Here is an 18,040-nt window from a genome sequence, read left to right as displayed (position 1 = left end):
CGCTTTAAAATACTTTACCTACTATTATTAGTGTTTCTACCCAATTTGATAATATACTGGGACTTGGAAGATTGAACTCTCTACAACATTCACATAACCCAATCTCTCCAGACAGAACCTTATGAACCATTTCTAATTTGAATTTTGGATCATATTTTTTATTCTTATGAGTCTTCCTAAGGCCATCAATACCTTTAGATTCATATCTATGGTACCAGCTTTTAAGCGCTGACTTACTAACACCATATTCCTTACTCAATTGAGTTAATGAATCCTGGCCACTCAAATATTTAGTTACAATTTCGAGACGCTGTTCCAAACTGTGCCTCGTTCCACCTCTAGACATAAGAAAAACTCCTCTCTAAGCAGACTTGGAAATTTATATATTTCCTTGTCTACCTAAAGGGGAGCATATCACCGATTCCATATGGAGTCGGTTTTTGATTTATTTAAAATAATTTTCATCATTTTTTCCCAGAATAAAGTATTAAAAATGGTTAATTTATCTTGCTAAGTACGGTATGATATTAACAGTATTACATTCGAGGAGAATAAAGGTGGCAAAAAGAAGACGACGGACCAAAAAACGGAAGATGAATCGGGGCCTGAAGTGGACCATTATCATCTTAGTGATGTTAGTAGCCTTAGTCGGGGCCTATTTTGGACGACACGTTTATATGCGTTATCGTCAACAATATGAACAACAACAAACGATTGAAAAGCAGGCCAAGGAAAAGCGTGACTTTATTAAAAAGATCGCTCCCGAAGCCCAAAAGATGCAAACTAAATACCATGTCATGTCTTCCATTACCATTGCTCAGGCAATTCTAGAATCGAATTGGGGGAAGAGTAGCCTTGCTAAGGACTATCATAACCTGTTCGGAATTAAAGGATCTGGTGCTAATTCAAAGGTCATGTCGACCAAGGAATATACTAATGGTCAATGGGTGACAATTAGTGGACGCTTTAAGGTATACAGTAGTTGGAATGCTTCGATTGCTGATCACACCAAGTTAATGCTGAATGGGACTTATTATAATTCCAATAATTATTCGGCCGTGGTAAACGCAACGAACTATAAGGATGCGGCCCAAGCTCTCCAGGATGCTGATTATGCAACGGACCCAGACTACGCGAAGAAGTTAATTAACATCATTCAAACTTACGATTTAGACCAGTATGATAATTAATTAGAAAAGAGGGATGATTGTGGATAATGCAAGTTTAACCAATAAGGGGACTCTGGGAATCATTGGCCTAGAAGACTATCAATGGCGATTGATTACGGTCGTTAAGCAGTTGGGTTTAAATGTTTATTTATATTTAGATCATCATGATCCACAATTGGAACAGTGGGCTGATCAGACTATTGTTGATAATTATCGGGTCAAAGAATCCTTACAAAAGTTTGGGCAACAATGTGATGCAGTCATCTATACCAATCCTTTGTTAGATGCGGTTATTTTAAAGTATTTGACGCAATTTACGACCGTTCCCCAAGGTTATGGGGCCTTAGAAATTGTGCAGGATCGGATTGTGGAACGCGCCTTGTTGGACCAACTGAATGTGAATATGCCGCCTTATGATACAGTGGTTAATTTAGACGAAGTTTACCAATCAATTGACGCCATTGGATATCCCACCGTTTTAAAGTCTATTCAACGGGGACGGGGAGAAAGTATCCTCCGCTTAAATCGGCAAACGGATATTGCCCGCGCGGATGCTTTTATTCAGGCTGGTAGTTATATTCTGGAATCGTGGATTGATCACTCCGCTGAATATGCCTTAACGGTTGCTTATGATGGCGAACATTTTGTTTACTATCCAATCGTGCAAGAATCATATGATGAACAGCGCCGGTTAGTGATGGCCCAAGTAGTTGAAGAAGTGGATCCCGCTTTGGAAAGTGAAGTCGAACGGGTTAGTCGCGAGATCATCACCACCTTAGGTTATCAAGGGACCTTAACCTTGAAATTTTATACCACTGAATCTGGTAATCTTTACGTTGATGAAATTGTGCCGGGGCTTTCGATTAGCAATGTTGCTTTACAAGCAGCGGTCAGTGTCATGCCGGAAGAACAACTTGTTCGGATGGCCGTGGGCATGGTTGCCCATGAGGTTGATTTACTGCAAGAAGTGGTAATGGTCCCGATTTATGAGGAACAACAATCGACAATTAATCAAGCAATTTTAGAGCAAGCCAATTGGCAAGTTGAATATTTACCCGCTCCCTTAAGTCGGGCCCAAGGCTTTGTCTGGTTAACTGGTGATGAACCAAGCAACTTAAAGCAGCAATTAGCCGATTTGAATTTAACAACTAAGCCGACGGATGATTGATCCCCAGAAGAAATAATCCTCTTGGGGATTTTTTATGTTTTTATCTAAAAAGTCCATGCTATATAATGTAGTTCGGACAACAAAAATGAGGAGAATTAGCGTGACTGAACAATCATTATTACAGGGAATGAATGATAAGCAACAAGAAGCGGTTTTAACCACGGAAGGGCCATTATTAGTGATGGCCGGTGCAGGGTCTGGGAAAACCCGGGTTTTAACCCATCGAATTGCTTATTTAATTGAAGAAAAGCATGTCTTACCGTGGAATATTCTCGCCATTACCTTTACTAATAAGGCGGCGCGCGAGATGCAAGAACGGGTTGGTAAACTCTTGGGGGAGAATGCGCGCGACGTTTGGGTTTCGACTTTCCACGCCTTATGTGTACGGATTTTGCGGCGTGATATTGATCGGATTGGCTTTAACCGTGCTTTCACCATTGCGGATAGTAGCGAACAACGGACTTTGGTGAAGCGGATTTGTGAGGATCAAAACATAGATACGCAAAAATTTGATCCACGCTCGATCTTATCGGCTATTTCCAATGCTAAAAACGCTATGGAAACGCCAGAACAATATCTAGAAAAGCATCGTGGGCCCTTTGGACAAATGGTGGGAAAGGTTTATCAAAGTTACCAAACGGAATTGGCTAATAACCAATCCCTAGATTTTGATGATCTGATTATGAAAACCATTGAATTGTTCCAGACCTCATCGGATACCTTGGCCTATTATCAAGATAAATTCCATTACATTCATGTCGACGAGTATCAAGATACGAATGATGCCCAGTATCAATTGGTTAATCTGTTAGCCCAAAAGTACCAAAACCTTTGTGTGGTTGGGGATGCTGATCAAAGTATTTACGGTTGGCGGGGAGCCAACATGAATAATATTTTGAATTTTGAACGTGACTACCCTCAAGCCCAAACAGTTATGTTGGAACAAAATTATCGGTCGACGCAAACCATCCTGAAAGCTGCTAATGAAGTAATTATCAACAACTTGCAACGTAAGGATAAGAATTTATGGACGGAAAATGGGGCGGGCGAAAAGATTTCTTACTATCGCGCGCAAAACGAACACGATGAAGCACAATTTATCGTGAAGAAAATTCAAGAAGAGCGGGCTAACCATCAATATCATTATAATGATTTTGCTGTCCTCTACCGCACCAATGCCCAATCACGGGTGATTGAAGAAACCTTCCTGAAGTCGAGTATCCCATATACGATGGTGGGGGGACATAAGTTTTATGACCGAAAGGAAATTCGGGATATTTTAGCTTATTTGACCTTAATTGTTAATCCGCAAGATTCAATGTCCTTCACTCGGGTCGTAAATACGCCCAAACGGGGAATTGGGGATACGAGTGTGGAACATTTACGGGAATTTGCCGATGATAATCACTGGCCACTATTATATGCCGCCCAAAATGTGATAAATGCTAATCAAATCGGCGCCGCCGCCCGCAATAAGTTAGATCAATTCGGGCAATTAATGGTGGATTTGACAGATCAAGCAGATCAACTTTCGATTACCGATTTAACTGAATTGATTTTAGACAAATCTGGCTATGATGAAGCATTGCGTCAAGATAAGAGTCTGCAAGCCCAAGCGCGGCGGGAGAACTTGGATGAATTTAAGTCCGTTACGGCTGAATATGATAAACAACATGCCGATGACAATCTCCCACAAATGGAAAAGATCATTAACTTCTTGGCCGACTTAGCCTTAGTATCTGATCAAGATGATGTGGATGAACAAGAACCTGCCGTAACCTTGATGACTTTACATGCCGCTAAAGGCTTGGAGTTCCCAGTCATTTTCTTAATTGGGATGGAACAAGGAATTTTCCCATTGGCTCGGGCAATGGAAAGAACGGATGAGATGGAAGAAGAACGGCGCTTAGCCTACGTGGGGATCACGCGGGCCAAACGTAAACTGTACCTTACCAACGCCTTTTCGCGGATGTTGTATGGTCGGGTACAACGGAATCAACCATCTGATTTTATCGATGAGATTGATGATTCTTTGATTAAAACTGAAAATGAGGGTGGTATGGTCTTTGGAACTGGAAAAGGTGGCTTGTATGGTGGCTATGCCAGTCAGGCTAGTCAAGCCACGACTTACCAAGCCAAACCGCGGCGGACTCCAGGCAAGAAGGTTGCGCCAAAGGTCGCAAATTCAGGGACCGGAGCAGATCAACAGGCTTGGCAAACTGGTGATAAGGTGACCCACAAAAAGTGGGGAACAGGGACGGTGGTCTCAGTTAATGGAACGGGAACGGATATGGAATTAGATATTGCCTTCCCACAACAAGGGGTGAAGCGCTTATTAGCCAGTTTTGCCCCAATTACGAAAGTTGAGGACTGAGCTGATGGCAGAAGTTCCAGTAAGCGACTTAAGTCACGATCAAGCGCAAGCAGAATTACCAACCTTACGAGCTCAACTAATTCAATGGGGCAAAGAATATTACGAACAAGATCAACCAACTGTTGAAGATTATGTTTATGATCGGACCTACCAACGCCTCGTCGAAATTGAAAGTAAATTTCCAGATTTAGTGAGTCCAGATTCACCGACCCAACGAGTGGGCGGACAAACGGAAAGTCAACTGGGTAAGGTTAATCATGCCATTCCCATGCTTTCGATGGGAGATGTATTTTCGCCAGCAGAATTATTTGACTTTAATCAACGGCAGCAAGCTTCCACCGAGGTAGACGTGGAAACTGAATATAACTTGGAATTAAAAATCGACGGGCTTTCTTTATCCTTGGTTTATGAAAATGGTCATTTAGTCCAAGGATCCACTCGTGGGAATGGGCAAATTGGTGAAGACGTCACCGCTAATGTTAAGACGATTAAAGATATTCCCTTAAAATTAAGTGAACCTTTGTCGATGGAATTTCGGGGTGAATGTTACATGCCCAAAGAGGCCTTTGCACAACTAAATGCGGAACGAGAAGCGAATGGGGAACCAGTCTTTGCTAACCCGCGGAATGCGGCGGCCGGTAGTTTACGCCAACTGGACCCAAAGATTACGGCTAAACGGCAATTAGCGGTCTTTATGTACTACATTCCTGAATACCAACAATTAGGTCTGCAAACCCAAGCCCAGGCCTTAGAAAAAATGGCTGCCCTAGGCTTTCCGGTTAATCCTAATTATCGGGTGGTCCAGAATGATGAAGAAATTCAAGCTTATATTGATGAATATACCGTACAACGGGATCAATTACCCTATGGGATCGATGGGATCGTTGAAAAGGTCAACGATTTAGATACGCAAGTGGCTTTAGGAAACACCGTGAAGGTTCCGCGGTGGGAAATTGCCTATAAATTCCCGCCTGAAGAAGAGCCAACCGTGGTCCGCGAGATTGAATGGACGGTTGGCCGAACGGGTAATGTAACCCCAACTGCCGTTATGGATCCGGTCCAATTAGCTGGTACGACCGTGAGTCGGGCGTCCCTGCATAATCCTGACTATTTAATGGCGAAAGATATTCGGATCGGTGATACGGTCTTGTTACACAAGGCTGGCGATATCATTCCAGAAATTTCGACCGTGGTAAAGGCAAAGCGACCGGCTGATAGTCAGCCCTATCAAATTCCGACGACTTGTCCGGTCTGTGGTTCTACCCTAGTTCATTTAACGGATGAAGTCGCATTACGATGCATTAATCCTATGTGTCCAGCTCAAATCAAGGAAGGCTTGGCGCATTTCGCCTCGCGAAATGCCATGAATATTGATGGTTTAGGGCCCAAAATTATTGAACAATTGTGGGATCATAAACTGATCCATGATGTGGCTGATTTATATCGATTAACTAGTGAACAGTTATTAGATCTGCCAAAATTTGGTGAAAAGTCAGCTCAAAACCTAATTAATTCGATTGAACAAAGTCGGCATAATTCGGTGGAACGGCTGATTTTTGGCTTGGGCATTCGTCATGTAGGGGCGAAAGCAGCCTTATTATTAGCACAACGCTTTGGTTCCTTAGACGAATTAAAAGTTGCCAAGGCCCAAACAATTGCGCAAGTTGATAATTTAGGTGATACAATTGGACAAAGTGTGGAAACCTACTTTGCCAATCCCCAGGTGCAAACTTTATTAGATGAATTAAAAGCCGCGGGGCTGAACTTTGATTATTTAGCCCCCCAAGGTCAGGTGGCTAGTGCGGAATGGCAAGATCGCCGTGTAGTCTTAACCGGCTCTTTAACCACGATGACCCGTCAGGAAGCAAGCAATTGGTTAAGTCAGCATGGTGCGACGGTAACGGGGAGCGTTTCAAAGAAAACGGACTTATTAATTGCGGGCGAAAAAGCCGGCAGTAAGCTGACTAAGGCTCAGTCACTGGGGATTGAAATCTGGAATGAAGCACAATTTGCGGAGGCCATGAAAGGGGCAACAGAAGCATGAAATTATTGAAACGGATGCTGACCGTCGGGATGCTAGCCGGCCTATCAATTGGCCTGGCAGCCTGTTCAACTAGCTCAAAAAGTAAGGTGACGACCCTTTCGTCAGGCGGAAGTGGTAATTATCGGACCGTGGTGGTAAATGGTAAATACCGGACCAGTAAGTCTCGGGGGGTTAATAGCAGCAATGGGAATTCGACGGCGAGTTTAAAGAGTTTTGATTCGGGCTTAACGACCGTTGCTAAACGAATTTTCTCGACGAAAACCTACATTTTCCAAGAGGGACAATATCTAAGTTCGACTACCATTAATCATTGGCTGGCCCGGGTTTCATCAAATGCAGCGGGCTTAAACCCTAAAAAGGGGAGCAGTGATGATCCCAATCCTGAATATATTCAACAGATTGAAGAACAAGATTACATGACCCAAGATGGTAATAACTTGAAATTACGGGGCATGGTGATTGGGATTGCTGTTAACTCGGAATATCAATATCAAAAAGAAACCGATGGTCCATACTATACCAAGACCATTAGTAAAGCTGAAGGACTTGCCAAGGGGAAAGAAGCAGCTGCAAAAATTCTGAAGCGATTACGGAAAAATAGTAAGCTGAAGAATATTCCAATTGTGATTGCGATTTATCGGCAAGCTTCCTCAGACAGCCTGGTAGGTGGTAACTATGTTGCTTACAGTCGGAATAACGGGAGCACCATTAGTGAGTGGCATAAGTTAAATTACTCCACGAAGATCTTACCGAAATCTAGTGATGCGACCTCAACGACGGAAGATGATCAAAGTGATGATAGTAACTTTACGAACTTTAAGAATAAGGTGCAAAACTTCTTCCCGAACATCTCGGGAGTAACGGCGCAAGCACAATACTATAACGGGGAATTATCCGGAATGAACATTTCGGTGACGACCCAATTCTATAGTTCTAGTGAAATTCAAAGTTTCACGCAATACATTGAGCGCCAGGCTAAGAAGTATCTTCCAAGTGGGATCCCGATTGAAATCAAGATCCAAACTTCAGATAATGAAATTCAATCTGTAGTTTATCGAAATAGTAATTCTGATGATTATGAATCCCACGTCTTTTCATCCTATTAGATTTTAAGAAATCGTCCTTTGAGACGATTTTTTATTTGGAATCCGATAAGGATGATAATTAAATGACTGATTTATGGTAAAATTCAATATAGTATTGTTTTTAAATTTAGAGAAAAGAGGGTTCGAAAGTCATGGCAGAAAATTTAGACCGTGAACAAGTTCAACACGTGGCTGAACTAGCCAAGCTATCATTTACTGATGCGGAACTGGACCATTTTGTACCACAATTGGAAGAGATTATTGACCTGTTTAATCAATTAGCAGAAGTCGATACAGAGCAGGTCAAGCCAATGACGACCGCTACTGATGAAGTAAACGTTTTACGAGAAGACGAAGCCGTTAAAAGTAGTGAAGCGATGCGGCAAGCCTTGCTGGCCAATGCTCCTGAAACGGAAGATGGCTTGATCAGGGTGCCAGCGATTTTAGATGAAAGTGAGGATGGCGAATAATGGATTATCGTCAAACTGACATTAGCCAATTACATGCTGACTTAGTGGCGGGTAAGGTGACTGCTACCGAATTAGTCAAGGCTAGTTTAGCGCGGATGGATGAAACCGAAGCAGATGTACAAGCTTTTATTACCCGCAATGATGAAGCTGCTTTAGCCAAGGCCAAGGCTTTAGATGAAGCTGGTATTCCGGCAGACCAATTATTGGCGGGGATTCCCTTAGCGGTCAAAGATAATATCTTAACCAAGGGTTTACGGACGACGGCCGCTTCCAAAATTTTGGAAAACTTCATGCCGGTTTATGATGCCACGGTCATTGAAAAATTAAATGCGGCTGGTTTTATCAACGTTGGTAAAACCAATTTAGATGAATTCGCCATGGGGTCCTCTACGGAAACTTCATATTTCGGGACGACCCACAATCCTTGGGACTTAAGTCGAGTACCAGGGGGATCTTCCGGCGGTTCGGCCGCCGCGGTAGCAGCTGGCGATGTATTAGGGGCCTTTGGAACCGATACCGGTGGTTCGATTCGGATGCCCGCTTCCTTTAACGGCATTGTAGGGATGAAACCAACCTATGGGCGAGTTTCACGTTGGGGCGTGATTGCCTTTGGATCAAGCTTTGACCAAGTTGGCTGGTTAACCCAAAACGTTAAAGATAATGCCATTTTAATGACCGCGATTAGCGGACAAGATGATCATGATATGACTTCTTCTCGTCGACCTGTACCGGATTTTGCGGCGGGCTTAGATGAAGCTAATGTGAAGGGACTCCGGATTGGGGTGCCTAAAGAATATATGAGTGATGCCATTGATGCGGATGTCCGTGAAGTGATTCAGGCTGGCTTAGACCACTTAGTATCGCTAGGGGCAACGGTGGATGAAGTTTCCTTGCCACATACTAAGTACGGCGTGCCAGCATACTACATCTTGGCATCTTCTGAGGCGTCCTCAAACTTACAACGATTCGATGGGATTCGCTATGGTTTCCGAGCCGATAATGTCAAGAACCTGGAAGACGTCTATGTCAAAACACGGTCTGAAGGCTTTGGGGATGAAGTTAAACGGCGGATTATGCTGGGAACCTTCTCTCTATCAGCCGGCTTTTATGATGCTTACTTCAATAAGGCGGCGAAAATTCGGCGCTTAATTGCGGAAGATTTTGAAAAAGTCTTTGCAGACCATGATGTCATCATCGGGGCCACGGGAACATCAACGGCCTTTAAGATTGGGGAAAACATTGACGACCCAACGAAGATGTACTACAACGACGTCTTAACGGTGACGGCAAATCTTGCTGGGGTTCCAGCAATGTCCGTCCCAGCTGGTTTCTCTAAGGTTAATGGCATGCCAGTGGGGATGCAATTAATCGGGAAGAAGTACGATGAAGCAACCTTATATAAGACGGCCTACGTATTTGAACAAACCACCGATCATCACAAGCAAACGGCAAAGTTAGGAGGGGACCAATAAAATGAACTTTGAAACGACAATTGGACTAGAAGTCCACGTGGAGTTAAAAACGAATTCCAAGATTTTTAGCCCCTCACCAGTTAACTTTGGTGCAGAACCTAACGCCAATACTAATCCCCTTGACTGGGGGTATCCAGGGGTCTTACCAACCTTAAATAAAGGGGTCGTCAAGGCCGGAATTATGGCGGGCTTGGCCTTACATGCTGAAATCACCAAGGATATGCACTTTGATCGGAAAAACTATTTCTATCCTGATAATCCTAAGGCCTATCAAATTACCCAATCGGAAACCCCAATTGCCCATGATGGATGGGTCGAAATTGAAGTTGATGGAAATAAAAAACGCATCGGAATTGCGGAAATGCACATTGAAGAAGATGCGGGGAAGAATACCCACACCGGTCAATACTCTTATGTGGATTTAAACCGGCAGGGGACGCCCTTGATCGAAATCGTGTCTAAAGCTGACATTGCTTCTCCAGATGAAGCCGTGGCATATTTAGAAGCCCTGCGTCAACGAATCCAATTTACAGGGATTTCGGATGTGAAGATGGAAGAAGGTTCGATGCGGGTTGATACCAACATCTCAGTGCGGCCAATTGGTTCGGATCAATATGGGACCAAGACGGAAATGAAGAACATCAACTCCTTTAACTATGTCCGGAATGCCCTAAACTTTGAACAAGAACGCCACCAAAAGGTCCTCTTGTCGGGTGGCCAAATCGTTCAAGAAACGCGGCGGTATGACGAAGCCACCAAGAGTACGATTTCGATGCGGACCAAGGAAGGAAGCGATGATTATCGTTACTTCCCAGAACCGGATGTGCCGGCCGTACATGTTAGTGATGAATGGATTGATCAAATCAATGCTGAAATGCCACAAATGCCAGGCGAACGGCGGGAACACTACGTTAATGATTTAGGCTTAACCGATTATGACGCTATGGTCCTGACCCAAACGAAGGAAATGTCGGATTTCTTTGAAGGGACAGTGGCGGAAGGAGCCGATGCCCGTAAGGTTGCTAACTACTTGATGAACGACGTGAACAGTTACTTAAACACGGAACACGTTGATCTGCCAGCAACGAAGTTAACGCCAGCTAACCTTGCCGGGATGATTAAGTTAATCGATGATGGAACAATTTCATCTAAGATGGCAAAGAAGGTCTTTAAAGGAATCTTGGATGGTCAAGAACCAGCAGCCTATGCGGAAAAGAATGGCTTGGTTCAATTATCTGATCCAGCACAATTACAACCAATTGTGGACGAAGTCTTGGCAAATAACCAACAATCGATTGAAGACTTTAAGAATGGGAAAGATCGGGCCGTTGGCTTCTTAGTTGGTCAAATCATGAAACAAACCAAGGGGAAGGCCAACCCTGGTGTCGTTAACAAGTTATTGATGCAAGCACTCAATGCCCAATAGGAGACTTTAATGACAAAGCGAGCACGCGTAATTTATAATCCAACCTCAGGGCGTGAAGCGATTAAGCAGGATCTGGTTGAGATTCTCGCCGTGTATGAACAAGCAGGCTACGAAACTAGTGCTTACGCCACGACTCCAGAACCTAATTCTGCGAAAATGGAAGCCAGCCGGGCTGTCCGTGAAGGCTTTGATCTGATCGTTGCGGCTGGTGGTGATGGGACCATCAATGAAGTCATGAATGGGATCGCTCCTTTTGAGCAGCGGCCGTTGTTAGCGGTGATCCCATCGGGAACGACCAATGACTATGCGCGGGCCCTAAAAATTCCACGGGAAGACCCCGTTGGCGCGGCACGGGTGATTTTAAATCCAGAAAACCGCTTCAAAATTGATGTTGGTCAAGCGGGTGATAATTACTTTATGAATATTGCCGCGGCCGGAACCCTGACCGAATTGACCTATGATGTTCCCTCCCAAATGAAGTCCTTATTTGGCTATCTTGCTTATTTTGCCAAAGGAGCCGAATTATTGCCGCGAGTGAAGGCCGTAGATGTCCGGGTTAAGTATGATGATCAAGTCTACGAAGGTGAAGTTTCAACCATCTTCTTAGCCCTTACTAATTCAGTGGGTGGCTTTGAACAGGTGGTGCCGGATGCGTCTTTAGACGATGGAAACTTTTCCTTGTTAATCGTTAAGGATAGTTCTATTCCTGGGATGCTACAGCTGATGGCCAAAGCTCTAAAGGGAAACCACGTGGGTGACGATCGGATTATCTATGCTAAAGCTAAGGATGTGTTCGTCGAACCCGTCCATGAAGAAGATCGGCTGATGATTAATCTTGATGGCGAATATGGTGGCGATGCGCCCATGCAATTCCATAACTTGCGCCAACATATCAATGTAGTCGCTAATGTGGCTGAGATCCCGAATGAAGCCATTAGTAGTGAAATGACGCCAGAATTGCAACGGATGGAAAAAGACTTTATCCGGGATGTGGATAAAGTCCATGAAGTGGAATCGAATAAATAAATACAAGGGAGCGCCAACGGACCAGGAGGCTTATTTTCGGTGGTTCGCAGCGCTCTTTTTGCTTAAAAGGAGCTAGGATGAAAGTAAAGATACCAGTTCGCAAAGGCGAGGAATTAACGGGGCAGATTGAGGATTTAACCTATCAAGGTAATGGGGTGATGAAAGTAGATCATTATCCAATCTTCATTCCCGAGGCTTTACCTGAGGAAAAGGTAACGGTTAAAGTAACTAAAGTTACCACAAATTTTGCTTGGGGGCAGGTCTTAAATTGGCAAAGTAAGAGTCCTGACCGTGTTGCAGATCCCGACCAACGCTATTTACAAACGGGGATCGCACCTTTGGGTCACTTAAAATATCCCGCCCAGTTAAGGTTTAAACAAAAATTGATCCAGGATCTCTTACAAAAGGCCCATTTAGCCGTGGATGTTGCGCCAACTATGGGGATGGATAAGCCATTCCAATACCGGAATAAGGCGCAAGTCCCAGTGCGTTTTATCCGTGGCCAGATTGAAACGGGATTTTATAAACGGGGGAGCCATGAACTAGTTCCCATTGAGAATTTCTATATTCAAGATCCAGTCATCGATGAGACGATCAAGATTGTACGTGACCTCATACGGCAGTACCATATCCGAGCATATGATGAAGTAAAACAAACGGGGGATCTCAAGACCATCATGGTCCGCCGGGGGTATTATAGCCATCAAGTGATGGTAGTGTTGGTCACGCGGACAACTAAATTACCGCACCAAGCTGAATTAGTCCAGGGAATCGTTGACCAGGTCCCGGGTATTACCAGTATTATTCAAAATATCAATTCTAAGCCAACCAATGTGGTCTTAGGACGGGAGAATCATACTCTGTGGGGAGCTGAAACGATTCATGATCAATTATTAGGGATTGATTTCACGATTTCCCCCCTGTCTTTTTATCAGGTTAACCCGCAACAAACGGAACGTCTTTATCAAACCGCCATTGATTATGCGGAATTGGACGGAAATCAAACTGTGATTGATGCTTATTGTGGGATTGGGACGATCTCCTTAGCCGTAGCCAAACATGCGAAAAAGGTTTACGGAGTTGAAATTGTGGAAGCTGCCATTCAAGATGCCAAACTAAATGCGCAGCATAATCAGATTGAAAATGCTGAATTTGTGGTCGGAAAAGCGGAAGAGCAGATGGCGAAATGGCAAGCACAAGGACTGAAACCAGACGTGTTGATTGTTGATCCGCCACGGAAGGGACTGGATGAGCGAGTGATTGAGGCGGCTGGTCAGATGACACCACAAAAGATTGTGTATATCTCTTGTAATCCCGCCACGCTCGTCCGGGATCTGAAGCGTTTTATGGATCAAGGTTACCGAGTAACAAAGCCTATCCAGCCCGTGGATCAATTTCCGCAAACGACGCACGTTGAAAGTATTACTTTACTTGAACGCGACTAAAGGGAGCGCGCTTAGAAACGATCTATGCGATAGCCACCCAAGAATGAGGAGCATGGCGACGCATGTTTGGCTAGTGGCGAACCGCTGAGAGTGTGATGAATAGTAAAATTAGAGATAATAATCGTCCTTGACATGAAACACATATAATTAAAAATTGCGTATGACTTTTATTATCTAGATGGTGATTTAAATGGCAAATCAAAGAATTATGATTGAAGATCAAACGATGAACGAAGTATTAAAATCAATGTACCGTTTGGGTGGACAGGTTTCAAGAAAGGAAATCCGTCAGGATATTCATGATAATTCTGAGGTCATTTCAGAAGATGAAGTTGACCGAATTAAAGTTTCTAAAAAAACTGGTAAAAATTATAGTCCGTTTGCGTGGACACTTAATTTTGCGGTTAAATATCTGATCATGACGGGATACCTGCATGAAGATGGTCATTTGCTTGAGCTAACAGAAAAGGGACGTAATGTAGATGTTGCTGCTTTTGATGGAGCTCGTGATGTTCGACCGGTAGTTGAAAAGATGTTGGCACAAGAAAAGCAGAATAAGGTTACTAGCTCTGATAAGATAAATACTGACGATCATGAGGATCCCGATGAATTAGAAGAACCATGGCGCCAACAATTATTGGATGCCTTAACTAAAATGAATCCTCAGAAATTTGAGCTCTTTTGCCGCGGTTTACTTACAAAAATGGGCATTAATACTGATGATGAGCTTGGAGTTCAGTACGTGGCTGATGGAGGTATCGACGGCTTCGGCTATATAACAGCTGACGACTTTCGGACCACCAGAGTTGCTTTACAGGCCAAACGCTGGCAAGGGAAAGTGTCGGCACCGGAGATTGATAAGTTCCGCGGAGCAATGGATAAATTTAACGCTGAATTTGGCATTTTCATTACTAATTCTGATTTCACCAGAGAAGCGGTGAAAACGGCTCGCCAAGGAAGTCGGATCATCACCTTGATTAATGGTGATCAGATTTGTAATTTGGTTGCGAAATATCATTATTACGTCGAACCAGTCACTACTTATCGGTTGAAGGACTTCTATTGGGATAAAGATTAGTTTTTATTTATTATTACCCCGAAAGGATGACCAATGATTAAAAAATTATGGCAATCGATCCTTGATATCGTTTTAATATTGTTACTAGTAATTGTTGCTCAAATAATCCCGCAGATAATTTTGGGGCTTCCCCAAATTTTTGCGCCGGGTTTAAAAACGAACCATAGTTATATCTTGGTAGCTGATATTTTGCTTTCACTAGGTTATTTATGGATCTTTTATGCCGGCTTTAAATGGCTTTGTAAGCATCGCTATCAGCACAAATTTTCGACTATTACTGGATCTGTTCGCTTCAAAAAACACTATTTTACGGATGCCTGCTTACTAATTGTCATTTTATTAGCTGGAACCTGGCTGGTGGGAGTAAAGGTCGCAACTCCATCACTAAACCATTGGGAATTCACGCAAAATCTAGTCAATAATGTCTTGCTATTTTTTGTAGCGCCCTTGGTTGAAGAAATTGCCTTTCGGGGTGTCATTTTCGAACAAGTCGCACGACGGTCGAATACCGTCACCGGAGTCATTGTATCATCATTACTATTTGGCTTAGTGCATTTAATGAATGGTCAACTCGATTTGCTCAGTGCTATCCAACTGGTGGTTTCAGGTTTTTTGATGGGAACTTTGTTATCTCTGGCCTACCTTTGGGCGCATTCTATTTGGGCCAACTTTACCCTTCATGCCGCATATAATTTGATTCTAACCTTGATTCCTGTTCAAGCTAGTCTGTCACATGATTGGCCCTTCCAACTAATCTTTACCAGTCATCATCAATTAATGACTGGTGGGCAATATGGTTCGGATTGTAGCTTACCTTTCAATCTCGCCTATCTAGTGATGATTGGTTTGTTTTTGATACGTTTTCGCAGCGTCAGCCAAAAGACGCCATTTTAAATAACCAATAATCAAAGCCAGATTTGTGATTATTTCCGGTATAATAAGATTAACTAAAGTAATATTTATCCTGAAAGGAAGGCGATCGCATGGCAATTAAATTAGTCGCACTTGATATTGATGATACCCTCTTAAATTCCAAAGGTGAGATTCTGGAATCCACCAAAAAAGTGATCTCTCAAGCTTTGGACCAAGGGATTAAGGTGGTCCTTTGTTCCGGACGCCCGTTAGCTGGCGTGAAACCCTATTTAGATCAATTAGGCATCCAAGGTGATGATCAATATGCGGTTACCTACAATGGGGCCATTATTTGTTCGGCATCGGGCCGAATCTTGGCAAAAGAGTTACTTGATAATCAGCAATACCGTCGCTTAACGGCCTTTGGTAAAGAACATCAAGTTCCCTTTAATGTGTTAGATGAACATTCGGTTATTTATACAGCCGATCACGACATTGATTTTGTGACGGTCGTCCAAGCCTGGGAAAACGAAGCAGGAATCATGGTGCGCCAACCAGATGAGTTACCAGCAGATTTTACGATCACGAAAGGCGCCTTTGTGGGTGATCCCGAACGTTTAGATCAAATTCAACCGTTAGTGGAAACCACCTTTGGCGATGAGATGTATGTGGTTCGCGCCGGCAAATGTTTCCTCGAAATGATGAACTCCAAGGTGAATAAGGGCAATGCTTTGGCCCAACTGAGTGAATTGTTACAAATTGCGCCTGATGAAGTTATGGTCTTTGGCGATGAAGGAAATGATTTGGCGATGTTTGACTTTGCTGGCATTGCAGTTTGTATGGGAAATGGTTCGGACGAAGCCAAAGCGCAGGCTGATTTTGTGACCGCTTCAAATGACGATGATGGCATCGCTCAAGCTTTTGAAAAGTTTATTCATTAGTTTTAGATGTCCTAAGTGACATATATTTTAAATCGTAAACTAAAATCAGATCACTTTAAGGACCTGGTTGGGATATGATTATTTATATTGGTTTTGCTGATTTTTGCGGATGAACAAGCTGAATTAAGGAAACAATGATGAAAGAAAAAGTAGGACAAGTATTTTCGATTGCCAAAGATAATCCACCAGTAGCGGGGTGTACGCTTTCTAAAGCAGTAACCCAGGGTGAGCATCAGGTAACTTATTTTTCGTTAGCCGCTGGCACTGATATTAGTGCGGAAATCTTTCCGTATTATAAACTGGTGCTCGTGGCAGATGGTCAGGTCAATGTTTATGGCGAGGATGATTTAGATTGTCTACTTTCAACCGGCGAAGGGATTGTGACCCCAATTAATACTCCCGTTGGTTTTAAAACGGTATCGGGGGTTGTTTATACGGAGATTTTGGTGCCAACAACGGATAAAATCAATGCAGTACTTAAGGTTGGTAAAACTTTTCGGTTGGCGGATTTAGTTCCCTACCAGACTGATAAAATTATCAATATGGATCTGATTCAAAGCGATCAGTTAAAATTTGTAGTTATGTCCTTTGATCAGGGAACGGGTCTGGCCGAACATGCCGCTCCAGGTGATGCGATTATCTTTGCCTTAGATGGTCAGGGCATCATTACATATGAAGGCCAATACCATCAAATTCAGGCGGGACAGAATTTTCATTTCGCCCAGGGTGGACGCCACAGTGTGCAGGTGTCGACACCTTTTAAAATGGCCTTATTAATTGATTTAACTGCTTGAAGATCATGACGAGAAGGAGAATAAAATGAGATTAAATGAATTTAATCAACCAATTGGTGATGCCTTACCGGATTTCACGCCCGGTGAATGGCCCCAAATCAACCAACTAACTGGAAACTTTGTGACTGTGGAACCCATTAACCTTGCTCGGCACTTCGAATCCGCTTATGAGTTTTATGGTCCACAGAGCCCTCAGGAGCAATGGACCTATTTGCCAATGGAGGCCTTCACCAGCCAAGCCGACTTTAAGGAATATTTTAGCCAAATGGCCGCTTCAAAAGACCCATACTATTTAGCCGTGGTTGATAAAAAAACGGGTCAAGTAGTGGGAACTTTTTCCTTAATGCGAATTGATCCCCAGAATCGTTCCGTTGAGATGGGCTGGGTCCTGTATGGGCCTAAATTGAAACGATCCCGCCTCGCAACGGAAGCTCAATACTTGGTCATGAAATATGTCTTTGAAACTCTTCACTATCGCCGGTATGAGTGGAAGTGTGATCACTTGAATGCCCCATCAAAGCGTGCTGCCGAACGATTAGGATTTAAGTTTGAAGGAACCTTTCGGCGGGCAAACGTCTATAAGGGACGGAGTCGGGATACGGATTGGCATTCAATGCTTGCCGAAGAATATGCTGCAATGAAACCAAAGTTTGAACAATGGCTAGCACCTGAGAATTTTGGCTCTTTGTCAACAAG

Annotated in this window: 16 protein-coding genes; 15 read left to right on the top strand and 1 reads right to left on the bottom strand. The window is 43.4% G+C overall.

Annotated elements, in window-relative coordinates; all coding sequences use genetic code 11:
* Nucleotides 1–4 precede the first annotated feature (4 nt).
* Nucleotides 5–319, bottom strand: a complete 315-nt coding sequence (locus tag PS3_RS06670; protein ID WP_176662265.1) for a helix-turn-helix domain-containing protein — start codon at nt 317–319, stop codon at nt 5–7.
* Between the two features lie 238 nt (nt 320–557).
* Here PS3_RS06670 and PS3_RS06665 point away from each other — a divergent pair, with 238 nt between their 5' ends.
* From PS3_RS06665 to PS3_RS06595, 15 genes are all read left to right on the top strand, one after another.
* Entirely contained in the window at nt 558–1,190 is a 633-nt protein-coding gene (locus tag PS3_RS06665) for a glycoside hydrolase family 73 protein (protein WP_040468483.1), read from the top strand.
* A gap of 19 nt (nt 1,191–1,209) precedes the next feature.
* Complete coding sequence (locus PS3_RS06660; protein WP_040468481.1) at nt 1,210–2,337, top strand: ATP-grasp domain-containing protein; 1,128 nt, start codon at nt 1,210–1,212, stop codon at nt 2,335–2,337.
* An 85-nt stretch (nt 2,338–2,422) separates the two neighbouring features.
* Entirely contained in the window at nt 2,423–4,711 is a 2,289-nt protein-coding gene (gene pcrA / locus PS3_RS06655) for a DNA helicase PcrA (RefSeq protein ID WP_040468487.1), read from the top strand.
* A gap of 4 nt (nt 4,712–4,715) precedes the next feature.
* Entirely contained in the window at nt 4,716–6,755 is a 2,040-nt protein-coding gene (ligA, locus tag PS3_RS06650) for an NAD-dependent DNA ligase LigA (RefSeq protein ID WP_007122445.1), read from the top strand.
* A complete protein-coding gene (locus tag PS3_RS06645) occupies nt 6,752–7,861 on the top strand; it encodes a CamS family sex pheromone protein (protein WP_007122444.1) in 1,110 nt (369 codons plus the stop codon). Before ligA ends, PS3_RS06645 begins: the two co-directional genes overlap by 4 nt.
* Before the next feature lie 131 nt (nt 7,862–7,992).
* Nucleotides 7,993–8,310 carry an Asp-tRNA(Asn)/Glu-tRNA(Gln) amidotransferase subunit GatC gene (gene gatC, locus PS3_RS06640; RefSeq protein ID WP_007122443.1) on the top strand — a complete coding sequence of 106 codons (318 nt, stop codon included), beginning with the start codon at nt 7,993–7,995 and terminating at the stop codon, nt 8,308–8,310.
* A complete protein-coding gene (gene gatA, locus PS3_RS06635) occupies nt 8,310–9,782 on the top strand; it encodes an Asp-tRNA(Asn)/Glu-tRNA(Gln) amidotransferase subunit GatA (protein ID WP_007122442.1) in 1,473 nt (490 codons plus the stop codon). The genes gatC and gatA overlap by 1 nt, the downstream gene beginning before the upstream one ends.
* Nucleotide 9,783: 1 nt before the next feature.
* Nucleotides 9,784–11,208, top strand: a complete 1,425-nt coding sequence (gatB, locus tag PS3_RS06630) for an Asp-tRNA(Asn)/Glu-tRNA(Gln) amidotransferase subunit GatB (RefSeq protein ID WP_007122441.1) — start codon at nt 9,784–9,786, stop codon at nt 11,206–11,208.
* A gap of 9 nt (nt 11,209–11,217) precedes the next feature.
* A complete protein-coding gene (locus tag PS3_RS06625; RefSeq protein ID WP_007122440.1) occupies nt 11,218–12,234 on the top strand; it encodes a diacylglycerol kinase in 1,017 nt (338 codons plus the stop codon).
* A 77-nt stretch (nt 12,235–12,311) separates the two neighbouring features.
* Complete coding sequence (gene rlmD, locus PS3_RS06620; protein ID WP_007122439.1) at nt 12,312–13,679, top strand: 23S rRNA (uracil(1939)-C(5))-methyltransferase RlmD; 1,368 nt, start codon at nt 12,312–12,314, stop codon at nt 13,677–13,679.
* A gap of 190 nt (nt 13,680–13,869) precedes the next feature.
* The gene (locus PS3_RS06615) at nt 13,870–14,757 is read left to right on the top strand and encodes a restriction endonuclease (RefSeq protein WP_007122438.1); all 888 of its coding nucleotides are present in this window, start codon (nt 13,870–13,872) and stop codon (nt 14,755–14,757) included.
* Between the two features lie 33 nt (nt 14,758–14,790).
* Nucleotides 14,791–15,651 carry a CPBP family intramembrane glutamic endopeptidase gene (locus tag PS3_RS06610; RefSeq protein WP_040468478.1) on the top strand — a complete coding sequence of 287 codons (861 nt, stop codon included), beginning with the start codon at nt 14,791–14,793 and terminating at the stop codon, nt 15,649–15,651.
* 89 nt (nt 15,652–15,740) lie between these two features.
* Entirely contained in the window at nt 15,741–16,550 is an 810-nt protein-coding gene (locus PS3_RS06605; protein ID WP_007122437.1) for a Cof-type HAD-IIB family hydrolase, read from the top strand.
* 137 nt (nt 16,551–16,687) lie between these two features.
* Nucleotides 16,688–17,344 carry a cupin domain-containing protein gene (locus PS3_RS06600; protein ID WP_040468476.1) on the top strand — a complete coding sequence of 219 codons (657 nt, stop codon included), beginning with the start codon at nt 16,688–16,690 and terminating at the stop codon, nt 17,342–17,344.
* 25 nt (nt 17,345–17,369) lie between these two features.
* Nucleotides 17,370–18,040: GNAT family N-acetyltransferase (locus tag PS3_RS06595; RefSeq protein ID WP_040468475.1), on the top strand; the 671-nt coding region annotated here is incomplete at its 3' end.

Source organism: Limosilactobacillus gastricus PS3 (assembly GCF_000247775.1).
Taxonomy (GTDB): Bacteria; Bacillota; Bacilli; order Lactobacillales; family Lactobacillaceae; genus Limosilactobacillus; species Limosilactobacillus gastricus_A.
Note: the sequence above shows the minus strand (reverse complement) of the source record. Positions and strands in the feature narration are given on the sequence as shown.